The organism is Streptomyces sp. NPDC007875 (genome assembly GCF_042868035.1).
GTDB classification, from domain to species: Bacteria; Actinomycetota; Actinomycetes; order Streptomycetales; family Streptomycetaceae; genus Streptomyces; species Streptomyces antimycoticus.
In genome coordinates this window covers 104,238-118,596 of sequence record NZ_JBIADZ010000015.1, presented here as the reverse complement: position 1 = coordinate 118,596, position 14,359 = coordinate 104,238, and the positions used below count along the sequence as shown (strand labels likewise).

Below are 14,359 nucleotides of genomic sequence, written 5' to 3'. Positions count from 1 at the left end.
GACCTTCGATCGCATGTCAACACCTCGTGTGTGGCTGGCTTTGGAGCCGAGGTCGGGGCTCACAGGCAATCCTCAGGAGATTCCTGCTTCTTTCATTGACAGCGGAAAATAAGGGGCCTAGGTTCCCGGCCATGTCCTCGCCCTCTGCCGTCGAGTCGTTCCCCGCGAACACGTCGGCCGCCGCGCAGATCTTCACCACGGTCCTGTCCCAGGGCCCGCTCACCCGTATGGAAGTGGCCCGGCGGGCGGGGCTGTCGGCCGCGGCCGTCACCAAGGCGGTCCGTCCCCTGATCGAGGCCGGCTACCTGGTGGAGGAGGTGGACGAGGACGCGCGCCCGGCGCTCGGGCGGCCCGCGAACCTGGTGCGGGTGGACGGCGGCCGTGCGCTGTTCATCGGGGTCAAGGTGACCGGCGACAAGATCATCGGTGTACTCACCGACCTGTGCTGCCGGATCCTGGTCGCCCGGCACATCCCCCTCGCCGCCCGGGACCCCAAGGCGGTGCTGGGGTCGGCCACCGAACTCGTACGGGAGCTGCTCATCGAAGCGGACGGCCTCGGCGTCCGCGTCGCGGGTCTGGGCATGGCCGTCTCCGGCGACGTGGACCGTGCCGAGGGCGTCGTGCGCTACTCGCCCTTCCTGGAATGGCGCGATGTGCCGCTCGCCGAACTAGCCGCCATGACCACGGGGCTGCCGGTCACCGTCGACAACGACGTGCGCGCGCTGACCGTGGCCGAGCAGTGGTTCGGGGCGGGCGTGGGACTGTCCGGCTTCGCCGTCGTCACGGTCGGCGCGGGCATCGGCTGCGGCCTCGTGGTCCACGGCAGGGTGGTCGCCGGGGCCCACGGCGTGGCCGGCGAGATCGGACACGTCACCGTCGACCCGGCGGGTCCCCGCTGCCACTGCGGCAACCGCGGCTGTGTCGAGGCCATCGCGAGCGACGACGCCATCGTCCGTCAGGTCCGCGCGGCCACGGGGGTCCAGGTGGCCGACGCGGTCCAGGCCGCCGGACTGGCCCACGACGGCGTCGCCGGCGCACGGGAGATCTACGCACGGGCGGGCGACGCCATCGGTCGCGGGATCGCCACCGTGGCCAATCTGCTCGGCCCCGAACGCGTGATCATCTCCGGCGAGGGCCTGGCCGCCTACGACCTGTTCGCCGATCACATCCGTGCCGCCTTCGCCGCGGCGGCCTTCGGCTCCGCGGCGCAGTGCGATGTGCAGACTCGGCCGCTGCCCTTCGACGAATGGGCCCGCGGAGCCGCGGCCACCGCCATCCAGTCCTTCATCAGGTCGGACGCGAACCAGCACATACGAGGAGCAGCCATGACGCAGCACACCTGAACAGGACCGGGAAACACCGTGCCCTCCGCGACCCGCTCCCGCTCCCGTCGCGGACGCGGCCGCCGCCTCTCCCTCGCGGTCGCCACCATCCGCCGCTGATCGCCCCGCCCGTCTTCGCCCGGCTGCCCGCCCCCGCCTCGATCGCGCTGTCGCCGCGAGCCCCACTACGCCGCCTGCCCCGGCGCCCGTTCATCGGCGCACTCACCCTCGGTTCGGGCAAGGCCGAGCCCTCGCCGCCGCCCCCGAACCCCGCCGCGTCTCCCCGCCATCCCTTCCCCGGACCACACCTCCAGGAGGTAGGACCCATGCGGTCATCCTCGTACCCCCTCATGTCCGTACGCGGTCTGAGAACCGTCGTCGTCATGGCCCTCGCCGCGGGCTTCGCCACCGCCGTCCCGGCGGCGCAGGCACAGCCCGACGACAACAAGGCCGCCCCGGCATCCGCGGCGGGCCCGGCCACTGCCGCCGCCAAGCCCTATATGGGCTGGACCAGTTGGAGCATGCAGTCATCGAAGTACCCGGGCCTCAACCCGCACGGCGACTACAGCTACCTCACCGAGGCGAACGTCCTCAAGCAGACCGACGCCATGGCAGCCAAGCTGAAGAAGCACGGCTACGAGTACGTCAACATCGACGCCGGATGGTGGCGCAACTACGCGTGGACGCCCGAGTTCGACGAGTACGGCCGGCAGAAGGCCGACCCGGTGCGCTTCCCCAGCGGCATGAAGTCGGTCGCCGACCATATCCACTCCAAGGGTCTCAAGGCCGGTATCTACCTGCCCGTCGGCCTGGAGAAGGAGGCGTACGGCGGAGGCAAGGTGCCGATCTGGAAGGCCGAGGGCTGCACCACCTCCGACATCGTCTACGACGACCTGCGCACCACCAATGGCTGGGACAGCGCGTACAAGATTGACTTCTCCGATCCCTGCGCACAGAAGTACGTCGACTCCCAGGCGCGGCTGTTCGCCGACTGGGGCTATGACTTCCTCAAGCTCGACGGCGTGGGCCCCGGCTCGTTCAAGAGCGGCGACAACTACAACAACGTCGCCGACGTGGCCGCCTGGCAGAAGGCGATCTCCGCCACCGGCCGCCCCATCCATCTGGAGCTCTCCTGGTCCCTGGACATCGGACACGCCGCCGACTGGAAGAAGTACTCCAACGGCTGGCGCATCGACACCGACGTCGAGTGCTACTGCAACACGCTCGTCAGCTGGGGAAACTCCGTCGACGACCGCTGGAGCGACGCCCCTGCCTGGACCCGGCACGCAGGCCCCGGCGGCTGGAACGACCTCGACTCCCTCGACGTGGGCAACGGCGAGATGGACGGCCTGACCAAGGCCGAGCGGCAGAGCTACGCCACGTTGTGGGCCATCGCCAAGTCCCCGCTCTACACCGGCGACGACCTGACCACACTGGACTCCTACGGCCTGTCCCTGCTGACCAACCGCGAGGTCATCGCCGTCAACCAGGGCGGTAACGCGCCCGCGAAGCCGGTCACCCCGTCCGACCCACAGCAGGTATGGGCCGCGAAGAACAGCGACGGCACCTACACGGTCGCCCTGTTCAACCTCGCCGACAAACCGGCCTCGATGACCGCCGACTGGTCGACGCTCGGCTTCACCGGCAAGGCCGCGGTCCGGGATCTGTGGAACCACGAGAATCTCGGCAATTACAAGAACAAGATCACCCAGGCCCTGCCCGCCCACGGCTCCCGCCTCTTCACGGTCACCCCGCGCGGCGACGCGCTCACCTGGACTGGCATCGAGGCCGAGTCCTCCGCGAACACCCTCAGCGGCAACGCCTCCGTCGCCGACTGCCCGGCCTGCTCCGACGGCCACAAGGTCGGCAACCTCTACACCGGCGGCAAGCTGACCCTCAACAACGTCGTCGTCGACAAGGCCGGCACCTACCAGATCAAGGTCGCCTACATCAGCGGTGACGCCCGCTCCGTCGCCGTCTCGGCCAACGGCGGCGGCGCCACGAGCCATGCGTTCCCCTCGACCGGCGACTGGTCCACCGTCAGCAGTGTCCATGTACCGGTGGCGCTCGAGGCCGGCTCCAACACCATCACCTTCGACAGCGGTTCCGGCTATGCGCCGGACATCGACCGGATCGACGTACCGAAGTCCTCCTGAACCCCCGGGGGCCCGGCCCCGGCCGGGCCCCTCGCCGATCTCAGACGCCTGGAGCCGCCATGAACCCCCGCCCGACCGACGCCGGCAGAGAGCCCAGCAGAGACCCCGGCAGTGATCCCAGCAGAAGAACCGCGCTGTCCCTCGCGGCGACGGCGGGACTCACCGCCGCCCTCGGTGCGCTGCCCGCCTTCACCGCCTCCGCCGCACCCCGGCGCCCGGCCGACACCCCGCCGCTCACCGGCACATCACACGACCAGCTGTGGTGGCAGGCCCCCGGCGACGAGGGCTCCCTGATCGAGCAGGGTCTGCCGGTCGGCAACGGCCGCCTCGGCGCCCTCGCGAGCAACGACCCCGGCCGTGAACTCCTGCTGATCACCGACGCCACGATGTGGACCGGCGGCCTCAACGACACCCTCGACGACGACGGACAATTCCCCTACGGCCGAGGCGATTTCGGCTCCTTCACCCTGCTCGCCCGGCTCACCGTGGACATCCCCGACCACGACCTGTCCGGTGTCAACGGCTACCGCCGCACCCTCGACCTCGCACAGGGACTGGTCACCAGCTCCTACGTCCGCTCCGGTGTCACCTACCGGCGCCAGGTCTTCGCCAGCCACCCCGACGACGCGATCGTCCTGCACTTCACACAGAGCGGCGGCGGCCACTACACCGGCACCCTCACCCTGGGGGGCACCCACGGTGAAAAGCCGTCGAACGCCGAGTCGTTCGGCGCGTCCTTCCCCAACGGGCTGCGGTACGGCGCGGCGGTCACGGCATACGGCAGCGGCGGCCGGGTCCGCGTCAACGGCACGCACATCGACTTCTCCGGCTGCAAGGACCTCACGGTGGTGGTCAGCGGCGGCACCAACTACGTGCCCGACGCCGACCGCGAGTACCGCGACCCCTCACTCGACCCCGAGAAGCTGGCCGGTACGAAGGTCCGCGCCGCCGCCCGGCACTCGGCGGACACCCTGCGGCGCACCCACATCGCCGACTACCGCGGCTTGTACGAGAAGTTCACCCTCTCGCTCGGCACCTCCACGGACGCCCAGCGGTCCCTGGACACCTGGGAGCGCCTGACGGCACGTGCCCGGGACGGTGTGCCCGACCCTGAACTGGAGGCCGCCTACCTCCAGTACAGCCGCTACCTGATGATCTCCGGCTCGCGCGACAGCCTTCCCCTGAACCTCCAGGGCCTGTGGCTGGACGGCAACGACCCGGACTGGATGGGCGACTACCACACCGACATCAACATCCAGATGAACTACTGGATGGCCGACCGGGCGGGCCTGTCCCCGTGCTTCGACGCCTTCGCCGACTACTGCCTCGCCCAGCTCCCGTCCTGGACCGAGGTCACCCACGACCGCTTCAACGACCCGCGCAACCGCTACCGCAACTCCACCGGGAAGGTCGGCGGCTGGGCCGTGGCCTTCTCCACCAACATCCACGGTGGCAGCGGCTGGTGGTGGCATCCCGCGGGCAACGCCTGGCTGAGCAACAGCCTGTACGAGCACTACGAGTACACCCAGTCGCGGGCGTATCTGGCGAAGATCTACCCGCTGCTCAAGGGCGCCTGCGAGTTCTGGGAGGCGCGGCTGCTCACCACCACCCTCCCCGGCACCTCCAAGGAGGTGCTGATCGACGACAGCGACTGGTCGCCCGAACACGGCCCCCAGGACGCCAAGGGCAACACCTATTCCCAGGAGCTGGTCTGGGCGCTGTTCGGTAACTTCGCCGCCGCGGCCGCCGAGCTGAAGAGGGACAGCGACTACGCGGACACCATCACCTCGCTGCGCAAGAAGCTGTACCTGCCGGAGGTGAGCCCGAAGACCGGATGGCTCCAGGAGTGGATGTCCCCCGACAACCTCGGCGAGACCACCCACCGCCATCTGTCCGTTCTGATCGGCCTGTTCCCCGGCGACCGCATCCGCCCCGACGGCTCCACTCCCCAGGAGATCGTGGACGGGGCCACCGCCCTGCTCACCGCGCGCGGCATGAACAGCTTCGGCTGGGCCAACGCCTGGCGCGCCCTGTGCTGGGCGCGGCTGAAGAACGCCGACAAGGCGTACCAGCTCATTGCCAACAACCTCCGCCCCTCCATCGGCGGCAGCAACGGCACCGCGTTCAACCTCTTCGACATCTATGAGGTCGAGAAGGGCCGTGGCATCTTCCAGATCGACGCCAACTTCGGCACCCCTGCCGCCGTCAGCGAGATGCTGCTCTACTCGCGCCCCGGCCACCTGGAGCTGCTTCCCGCCCTGCCCGACGCCTGGGCCGCGTCCGGCTCGGTGACGGGGCTGGCCGCGCGGGGCGGTTTCGTCATCGATCTGCGCTGGAAGCAGGGGGTGCCGACGTCGGTCCGGATCCACAGCGTCGGCGGCCGCACCACGACGGTGGCCCACGGCGGCACCTCCCGTACGATCCGCCTGGCGCCCGGCGAGTCCCGCACCCTGAACGGGTTCGCCCGATGACGGCCCGCCGCGCCGCCGTCGGCGGCGCGGCCGCCGCACTGCTCACGGCCGCCGCCCTCCACGCCACCCCCGCCGAGGCGGCGGGCAGCCGGCACGACGTCGTCACCTGGGCGGCGAGCGCGGATCGTCTGGGGGACGGGACGCCGGACCGTGGCTACCGGATGGTCGTGCACACCAGTGTCGGCGGGAGCGATCTGCGCATCCGCCTCTCCAACGCCTTCGGTGACCGGCCGCTGACCCTCGACAGCGTCTACGCCGGCGTCCAGAAGTCGGGTGCCGAGCTGACGCCGGGCAGCAACCGGCGGCTGACCTTCGGCGGCGGGCACGCCGTCACCGTCCCGGCGGGCGAGACCGTGCTCAGCGACGCCCTGCCCGGCGGACTGCCCGCCGCGACCAACCTGGTCGTCAGCCTCCACACCCCCGACGCCGCCGGTCCGGCCACGGGGCACGGGATGGCGATGCAGACGTCGTACACGACCCAGGGCGACCACACGGGAGAGGAGAGCGCCACCCACTGGACGGACACCACCGGGTCCTGGTTCTACCTCGACGCCGCCACCGTCCGCACCTCCGCCGCCACCGGCGCCGTGGTGGCGCTCGGCGACTCCATCACCGACGGCTGGCAGTCCACCACCGACCTCAACCGCCGCTGGCCCGACTACCTCGCGCGCCGGTTGCAGAAGGCGGTCTCCGACGTCCGGGGAGTGGCGAACGAGGGGATCTCCGGCAACAAGGTCCTCGCCGACGGCGCCGGGCAGAGCGCCCTGAACCGGCTCGACCGCGACGTGTTGTCCCTCCCGGGCGTGCGGACCGTGTTCCTCTTCGAGGGGGTCAACGACATCAAGGCGCACACCGGCGTCACCGCCGCGGACATGATCGACGGCTACCGCCAGATCATCGCGCGGGCGCACGCGGCCGGGAAATGCGTGGTCGGCGCCACCGTGGGCCCCTTCAAGGGCTGGTCCGAATGGGATGCGGCCGCCGAGCGGGTACGCCAGGACGTCAACGCCTTCGTCCGAAGCAGCGGCGAGTTCGACGCGGTCACCGACTTCGACCGCGTCCTCCGCAGCCCCTATGACCCCGAGCGGGTGCTGCCGTTCCTCGACAACGGCGACCATCTGCACCCCAACGACAAGGGGATGCAGGCGATGGCCGACGCCATCGACCTCACGGCACTCGACTGCACCGGCGGCCCGCGCTCCACCGGCTGAACACGGGCTCGTGGGTGGCCGGGCGCGGCTGGTGGAACACCGCGCCCGGCCACCCGGCTCGATGGGATGCGCCGGTCATGCCGCTGCTGTCGCGGAGGACCGGCGCGCCCGTCTCACTGCTCGCCCGGGCGGCGTGCCGGAGGCGGCGGGGGCAGGACCTCGCCCGAGGTGAAGCGGCCCGGCCGGAAGTCCTTCAGCAGGGGGGACTCATGGCCGTAGAGCTCGTCCGCGACCAGGCGGCTGAGCAGCGGGGCCAGGGTGATCCCGCTGTGGGTCGCCACCACGTAGAACGGAACGTCGGTGGCGGGGAAGCCCGCCACCGTGAAACCGTCGCCCGGCATGGCACGTTGGCCGACCCGGACCTTCTCCACGACGGTGCCCTCGGCGGCGTTCAGCACCTCGGGCAGACGGGCCAGCATGTCGGTGGCGATCTCGCCGTCGGGCGCGTACGGCTTGGCGGGGTCCGCGGCCGCGTCCAGGTCCAGGGCCTGGAGCAGCAGACGGCCACCGCCGTCGGGGCGGACGTTGAGCCGTGGCCCGGTCAGCACGCGGGACAGGCGCGCGGCCGTCGGCGCGGTGGTGGCGAGGAAGCCGACCGTCGCCGAGCCCGCGAGATCCGGGTCCGCCATGGGGACGTGTGCACCGGCCAGCTCGGCCACTTTCTGTGTCCACCGGCCCGCGCAGCTCACCACCGTGTCCGCCGGGTAGCGGCCGCCGTCGGCGCAGACCACGGTCGTTCCCGCCGGACCGTGCTCGATCGCGGTCACCCTGGCGCCGCCGACCACCCTCACGCCCCGGTCCCTGGCCCCGCCCAGCAGCCGGGACAGCAGCAGGACGGGCAGTGTGTACGCCTCCTCGGGGAAGAAGGCGAACACGGCGTGCGACGGTGTCGCCGCGAGGTCCGGCTCCAGCTTCCCGGCCTGTTCCGCGGTGATCCACTCCACCGGGTAGTCCCTGGACACCAGCCGCGCCACCCGCCCGGCCAGCACCTCCTTGTGCCGGTCCGTCACCGCCCACTCCAGGTTCCCGGCGGGGAAGAACCACGGCGCGCCCTCCCCGGCCAGCTCGTCGTGTGCGCGCATACCGGCGTGGTTGAGCGCGAAGTACGGCTCCGGCTCCTTGTTCGCGCTGTTGATCCAGGCGAACGAGTTCGCGGTGGTGCCCGCTCCGGGGTGATCCGCCTCGAGCACGGTGACCCGGGCGCCACGCGCGGCCAGTTCCGCCGCCACGGCCGCGCCCACCACTCCGGCTCCGATGACCACAACTCGCACGGGAATCCTCCTTAGCACGGGGTCACTACACGGGGTCACTGCTCGGGGTCGGCCCCGAAGAGATGAGCGACGCCGACGACGCGCTCGATGATGACGACGGCCACCGCGGCGAAAAGCACCATCACGGTGCCGACGGCGGTCACGGTCGGGTCGTAGTTGTACTGGAGGTAGTTGAAGATCCGCACCGGCAGGGTCTGCATGTCCGTGGTCACCACGAACAGCGCGATGGTCAGGTCGTCGAAGGATGTGATCAGGGCGAAGAACGCCCCCGCGATCAGCGGTCCGCGCACGGCGGGCAGCGTCACATGCCAGAACACCTGCGGCGCCTTCGCGCCCAGACCGGCGGCGGCCAGTTCCGCCGAACGGTCGAGCCCGGCGAGACCGGCCAGGACCAGGCGCACCGTGTACGGGACGGTCAGCACCAGATGCGCCAGCAGCAGGGTGAGCGGGCTGGACGCCATGCCGAGCTGGGCGTACCACTGGAGCAGCCCGATGCCGAGTACGATCGTCGGCACGGCGAACGCGCTCGAGAACAGCCTGTCCAGCACCGACTTCCCCGGGAACGGGTAGCGGTGGATGGCCAGCCCCGCGGCGAGCCCCAGCGCCGTGGACACCACGGCCGCCCCCGCCGCCACGCCGATGCTGAGCAGGAAGGAGTCCAGGAACTCGGGGCGGTTCAGCAGCTCCGCGTACCAGTGCAGGGTCAGCCCTTTGGGCGGGAAGGTGACATAGCTGGTCGTGGTGAGCGACGAGGCGATGGTCACGAGCACGGGCGCCAGCAGGAACAGCCCGACGAGGGCGGCGAACGCGGCCCCGAGCAGGCGCCTCGCGCGCTCGCCCACGCCCGCGGCGATCGACTTGCCCCCGGCCCCGGCTGCCGCCTTGCCCGTCGCCGATGCGGTGGTTGCCGTTGCCGTGTTCACGCGAACACCTCCTTGCCGCCACGCCCGCGCAGCAGCCGGGCGTACACGGCCGTCAGAATCGTCGTCACCACGATCAGCACGAAGCCGATCGCCGCCGCGTACGGCCAGTTCAGGTTGGACGTCGCCTCGGTGTAGACGAAGTACGGCATCAGCTTCACCGTGGGCCCGCCCAGAATTGCCGGGGTGACGAAGCTGGAGACGGTCAGGCTGAACACGATCAGCGAACCGGCGAGCATTCCCGGCAAGGACAGCGGGACGGTGATCCGCCAGAAGCATGTCCAGCCGTTCGCGCCCAGGCCCTTGGCCGCGGGCGTGAGGGCCGGGTCGATCCGGTCCAGGCTGCCCATGAGCGGGAGCACCATATAGGCGAGCATCACATGCACCATGCCGACGACGACCGCGGTGTCGTTGTACAGCATCTTGGGCGCGTCCAGGCCCACGGCGTGGAACCCGTCCGCGATCGGCCCCTTCGGCCCGAGCAGCACCAGCCACCCGTACGCCCTGGTCACCATGGAGATGAGCAGTGGCGACAGCAGCACGAGGGAGAGGTAGTTGCGTGCCCGGGGCGAGCGTCCGCGCAGATAGACGGCGAACGGGTAGCCCACGACGAGGCAGCCGAGGGTGGTCAGCGCGCCGATCCACAGGGTGTGCCACAGCACGTCCCGGTAGAAGGAGTCCCCGAGGAACCGCGTGTAGTTCTGCAGCGTGGGATCGCCCGCCTGGGTGCGGAAGCTGTTGTACACCAGCATGAACAGCGGTGCGATGAAGAGCAGGGCGAGCACGGCAATGGCGGGGGAGGCCAGCAGCAGTCCGGTGCGCCAGGGGCCGCGCGCCGTCACCTGCTGGGGAGCCTTCGGGGTCGGCGCGGAGTCGTCGGGCCTCAGGACCGGGCCGTCAGCGATGCGTGCTGTGGCTGCCATGCGCAGATCACCTCCTCGCCCAGCCTGGGCACCTCGGAACCGAACGGCAGCGTGGCCTCGACGCGTCCCGCGGCCGTGGCCACGACGCAGCGGATGCGGGTGCCGAGAAAGCGGGTGGCCTCGACGGTGCCGGGAAGTCCCGGCTGCGCCGTGTCGTCAATGGGTGTCCGGTCCGTGCGGCCCTTCTCGGATAGGGCCAGCACCCGCACCGCCTCCGGCCGCACATAGAGCCGTACCGCCTCGCCGTCGCCCGGTGCGGTGCCGACCGGTGTCGCCGTGACGAGACGCGTGTCACCGATCCGGCAGCGGTGCCCATCGGCGGCCGCCCCCGCCGCGATCCCATCGAGCACATTGACCTCGCCGACGAACTGCGCCACGAAGTCCGTGGCCGGACGCAGATACACGGTCTCGGGGGCGTCCAGCTGATGGATCGTCCCCTCGGCCATCACCGCGATCCGGTCCGACACCGCGAGCGCCTCGTCCTGATCGTGGGTGACCAGAATCGTGGTCGTGCCCACCCGGCGCTGGAGAGCGGCGACCTCCTCGCGCAGGCGCACCCTGAGCTGGGCGTCGAGGTTGGAGAACGGTTCGTCGAGCAGCAGCAGGTCGGGTTCCACGATCAGAGCCCTGGCCAGGGCCGTGCGCTGGCGCTGCCCGCCGGAGAGCTGGCGCGGATAGCGCTCGCCCATGCCGCCGAGCCCCACCAGCTCCAGGGCCTCGGCCGCCCTGCGCCTGCGCTGGGCGGCCCCGACCTTGCGCATCCGCAGACCGAACGCGATGTTCTCCGCCACCGTCATATGCGGGAACAGGGCGTAGGACTGGAAGACCATGCCCATGGCGCGCCGGTTCGCGGGGAGCCGGGTGATGTCGCGGCCGTCCACCTCCACCACGCCGGCGTCGGGCAGCAGATGGCCCGCCACCATGTTCAGCGTGGTGCTCTTGCCACATCCCGACGGACCGAGCAGGGTGAGGAACTCCCCGGGCTCCATCGTCAGGCCGATGCCGCGTACGACCTCCTTGCCGCCCAGGGCCTTGTGAATCCCCTTGAGGACCAGCCGCCCGCGTGTGCTCCCTGCCCGTGCGGCAGTGTCCGGCGCGGCCTCCTTGCCCATGGTTTCCGTCCCCGCGGTCACTTGCTCTCCACCTGCTTGTTCCACTTGTCGGTCCAGGCCGAGCGGTTCTTGTTGATGGTCTTCCAGTCGAGCCTCAGCAGGGAGTCCACCTTGTCGGCGCTGACGACCTTGTTCTTCAGGGCGGGGTCCTCCTTGACGCCCTGGACCACCGAGCCGTCGTAGGTCGCCTTGGCCAGTGCCTGCTGGACGGATGGCTCCAGCAGATGGGCGACGAACTTCTGGGCCACCTCCTCATGCGGTGCCTGCTTCACCACGTTCGCCGTGGTCACCAGGCCGATGGCACCATCCTTCGGGTAGGCGAACTCGATCGGGAAGTCCTTCTCCGCGAGCGTCGAGGTCCGCGACACCCCCCACACCGAGGCGGCGGCCTGGCCCTGGAGGAAGTAGTTGGACACATCGGCGGTCGTGTCGAACGTCGCCGCGTTCTCGGCGATCTTCTTCACCGCCGTGAGGCCGGGGCCGATGTCCTTCTCCGAGCCGCCGTTCGCCTTGGACGCGCCGACCAGCAGCCCCACCCCATAGGTGTTGGTGATCGACGGGAGGACCACCTTGTCCTTCAGTTTGGGGTTGGCCAGGTCCTCCCAGGTGGTGGGCTTGGGGATGCCGTGGTCCTCGAACCACTCCGGGTTGTAGGCGATGCCCGTGGCCGTCAGCCCGAACCCGACCCCCGAGTTGTTCTCCATCCGGGCGATCGGCACCACGTCGTCCACCGGCACCACCTTGGTGTCGATCGACGCGAGCAGTCCGGCCTCCTGCGCCTGCGCTTGGGGGCCGTCGTCGACCAGCGCGACGTCGATCTGCGGGTTGGCGCGCTGCGCCTTGAGCTTGGCGACGGTGTCGGTGGAAGAGCCGGGGATATAGGTGACCTTGCAGCCGCAGCTCTTCTCGAACGCGGGCAGCACCGAGTCGCGGAACGCCGTCTCGAACGAGCCGCCGTAGCCGGCCACCACCAGGGCGCCTCCCTTGCCGCCACCGGCGGAGGGATTGGGCGAGCCGCAGCCGGTGAGGGTGACGGTGAGAGCGAGGGCACTGGACACGGCACACAAGGCGGGCAGGGCTGATCGGGGGGAATCCATGGCTACCTCCTGGGATGAGGGATGGAAGTGCCGTTCCCGCGACCGGAGGAGGCGGGAGGGAGGGGGAATCGATGGGGGGTGTCCGGGGCATAGCGCGGTGCGCTTGGGGGACGAGGAAAAAGAGAGCGGGGTACGGAGGCGAGCGGGGTCAGCCGAGCGGACCGGGGAGCGAGGTCTCCACGTAGAAGCGGGAAGTGTCGGTCGGCAGGATGATTTCGAGGTGTTCGACCACCTCGTCGTTCTCCGCCCAGGTGACGCGCAGCCAGCGGAAGACCGCGGTACCCGGTTTCAGGCCGAAGAGCTCGGCGTGCTCCTCGTCCAGGGCGTACGGCTCCACGTAGAGCCGTGAGCGTTGCAGGGGCACTCCGCGGTCGCGGAGGTACATATGGCTCGTGATGGTGACCAGGTCCTGGTCCAGCAGGTCGGGGGCGAACCGGAAGGGCAGCACGGCGAGTTCCGTGCTGGTCACGCGGCTGCCGTCCGCGCTCAGCTTGTGGCGATCGAGTTGTACGACGGCGTCGTTGTCGTCCAGGCCGGGCAGCCGCAGGGCCGCGCCGCCCGCGGGCAGCACCTTGGCGCTGATCACCCGGTGGTCGCCGTGGGTTTCCGGCCCGCTGGTCAGCACGCCCGCGGAGCGGAGCAGGTTCTCTTCATCGGTGGTCTGTGCGACAAACGTGCCGTGCCTGCGGTACCGGACGACCAGCCCGGCGTCCGCGAGGTCGCGCAGCGCGCGCTGCACGGTGATTCGCGAGACGCCGAACCGCTCTCCGAGCTCGGCTTCGGTGGGCACCCGGGTCCCGGGTGCCCACCGGCCGTCCCGGATGTTTCCCTCCAGCTCCCTGCGGATCTGCTCATACAGCGGGAGGTCACGTTCGGCCATGCGAAGAGAGTGATCTCAACCAATTGCTATGTCAATACGTTGGATGGATATGACGTATGGCCGTAACGCATCCTCCTCGCCGGACCCGGCGGGAAACCTCTCCGCAACGCGGTGTTGACGCGCCTCGTCAGCTGTTGACGCGGGTGGCCGCTCCGTGGAAGTGGTGCACCGAGAAGGCCGACAGCGGTGACGTCATCGTCTTGGCGCCTTCCACCAGGGCGTCCACCACCTCGGGCCTGCCGCAACGGATAGATCACCATCCCGGTGACCACGGTGGGCACCGCATGCAGCCGGATCTCCATGGACGTCACCACGCCGAAGTTGCCACCTCCGCCGCGCAGCGCCCAGAACAGGTCCGGATCGCGCTCGGCGTCGGCCCACACGACGGATCCGTCGGCCAGCACGACCTCGGCACCCGCCAAGTTGTCCACGGAGAGGCCGAATCGGCCGCTCAACGGGCCGTAGCCGCCGCCCAGGGGCAGCCCGGCCATGCCCACGGTGCCGATGGTGCCGGTGGCGGCGACCATGCCGTACGGGCCGGCGGCGGTGAGCACATGGTTCGCCCTGGCCCCTCCGGCAACGGTCGCCCGGCGGGCCGCCGCATCGACGTGCACCGAGGACATCGGGGTCAGATCCAGCGTCAGCCCCTGGTCGCTGAGGGCACGTCCCGCCCAGTCGTGGCCTCCGCCCCGCACCGAGAGCGGCAACCCGAACTCTCGAGCGGCCCGGACTCCTGCCTGCACCTCGGCGGTCGATGTGCAGCGCAGCAGAATCGCGGGCTGGGAGGCGACCGCGCCATTCCAGAGCGCGGTGCCCGCCGCTACTCGGGACCCGCGGTGATGACCTGGTCGGCAGGCAGGCGCTCCCTCGGCGTCGCTACCGCCCTCTGCCGAGTCTGTGGAGTGACTGCCATGCCTTGCTCCATGGGTACATCAATACGCGCGTGAGCCGGAACTCACGCGATGGCACGTATCCCCTTGCGGGAAATCAGGTTCG

Annotated in this window: 11 protein-coding genes; 4 read left to right on the top strand and 7 right to left on the bottom strand. The window is 70.3% G+C overall.

Going from position 1 to position 14,359, the window contains the following annotated elements; all coding sequences use genetic code 11:
* Positions 1 to 131: 131 nt before the first annotated feature.
* The 4 genes from ACFYOY_RS28570 (at position 132) to ACFYOY_RS28555 (ending at position 7,160) form a co-directional block, all read left to right on the top strand.
* Positions 132 to 1,343 carry an ROK family transcriptional regulator gene (locus ACFYOY_RS28570; protein ID WP_351890374.1) on the top strand — a complete coding sequence of 404 codons (1,212 nt, stop codon included), beginning with the start codon at positions 132 to 134 and terminating at the stop codon, positions 1,341 to 1,343.
* Between the two features lie 305 nt (positions 1,344 to 1,648).
* Positions 1,649 to 3,478, top strand: coding sequence for a CBM35 domain-containing protein (locus ACFYOY_RS28565; RefSeq protein ID WP_351890368.1), 1,830 nt, complete (start codon positions 1,649 to 1,651; stop codon positions 3,476 to 3,478).
* A 59-nt stretch (positions 3,479 to 3,537) separates the two neighbouring features.
* A complete protein-coding gene (locus ACFYOY_RS28560) occupies positions 3,538 to 5,949 on the top strand; it encodes a glycoside hydrolase N-terminal domain-containing protein (RefSeq protein WP_388590414.1) in 2,412 nt (803 codons plus the stop codon).
* Positions 5,946 to 7,160 (top strand): SGNH/GDSL hydrolase family protein, encoded by a 1,215-nt coding sequence (locus ACFYOY_RS28555; protein WP_388590412.1) that lies wholly within the window; start codon positions 5,946 to 5,948, stop codon positions 7,158 to 7,160. Before ACFYOY_RS28560 ends, ACFYOY_RS28555 begins: the two co-directional genes overlap by 4 nt.
* 113 nt (positions 7,161 to 7,273) lie before the next feature.
* On the opposite strand, the gene ACFYOY_RS28550 is transcribed toward ACFYOY_RS28555, so the two are convergent.
* The 7 genes from ACFYOY_RS28550 to ACFYOY_RS28520 all read right to left on the bottom strand — a co-directional run bounded on the left by ACFYOY_RS28550 (position 7,274) and on the right by ACFYOY_RS28520 (position 14,106).
* Positions 7,274 to 8,431, bottom strand: coding sequence for an NAD(P)/FAD-dependent oxidoreductase (locus ACFYOY_RS28550; RefSeq protein WP_388590410.1), 1,158 nt, complete (start codon positions 8,429 to 8,431; stop codon positions 7,274 to 7,276).
* A gap of 35 nt (positions 8,432 to 8,466) precedes the next feature.
* Complete coding sequence (locus tag ACFYOY_RS28545) at positions 8,467 to 9,354, bottom strand: ABC transporter permease (RefSeq protein ID WP_351890345.1); 888 nt, start codon at positions 9,352 to 9,354, stop codon at positions 8,467 to 8,469.
* Entirely contained in the window at positions 9,351 to 10,274 is a 924-nt protein-coding gene (locus ACFYOY_RS28540; RefSeq protein WP_351890339.1) for an ABC transporter permease, read from the bottom strand. Before ACFYOY_RS28540 ends, ACFYOY_RS28545 begins: the two co-directional genes overlap by 4 nt.
* A complete protein-coding gene (locus tag ACFYOY_RS28535; RefSeq protein WP_351890334.1) occupies positions 10,235 to 11,407 on the bottom strand; it encodes an ABC transporter ATP-binding protein in 1,173 nt (390 codons plus the stop codon). Before ACFYOY_RS28535 ends, ACFYOY_RS28540 begins: the two co-directional genes overlap by 40 nt.
* Complete coding sequence (locus ACFYOY_RS28530; RefSeq protein ID WP_351890327.1) at positions 11,404 to 12,483, bottom strand: ABC transporter substrate-binding protein; 1,080 nt, start codon at positions 12,481 to 12,483, stop codon at positions 11,404 to 11,406. The genes ACFYOY_RS28535 and ACFYOY_RS28530 overlap by 4 nt, the downstream gene beginning before the upstream one ends.
* A 148-nt stretch (positions 12,484 to 12,631) precedes the next feature.
* Positions 12,632 to 13,363, bottom strand: coding sequence for a GntR family transcriptional regulator (locus ACFYOY_RS28525; protein ID WP_351890322.1), 732 nt, complete (start codon positions 13,361 to 13,363; stop codon positions 12,632 to 12,634).
* Between the two features lie 26 nt (positions 13,364 to 13,389).
* Positions 13,390 to 14,106 (bottom strand): FAD-binding oxidoreductase, encoded by a 717-nt coding sequence (locus tag ACFYOY_RS28520; RefSeq protein ID WP_388590406.1) that lies wholly within the window; start codon positions 14,104 to 14,106, stop codon positions 13,390 to 13,392.
* Positions 14,107 to 14,359: the final 253 nt, after the last annotated feature.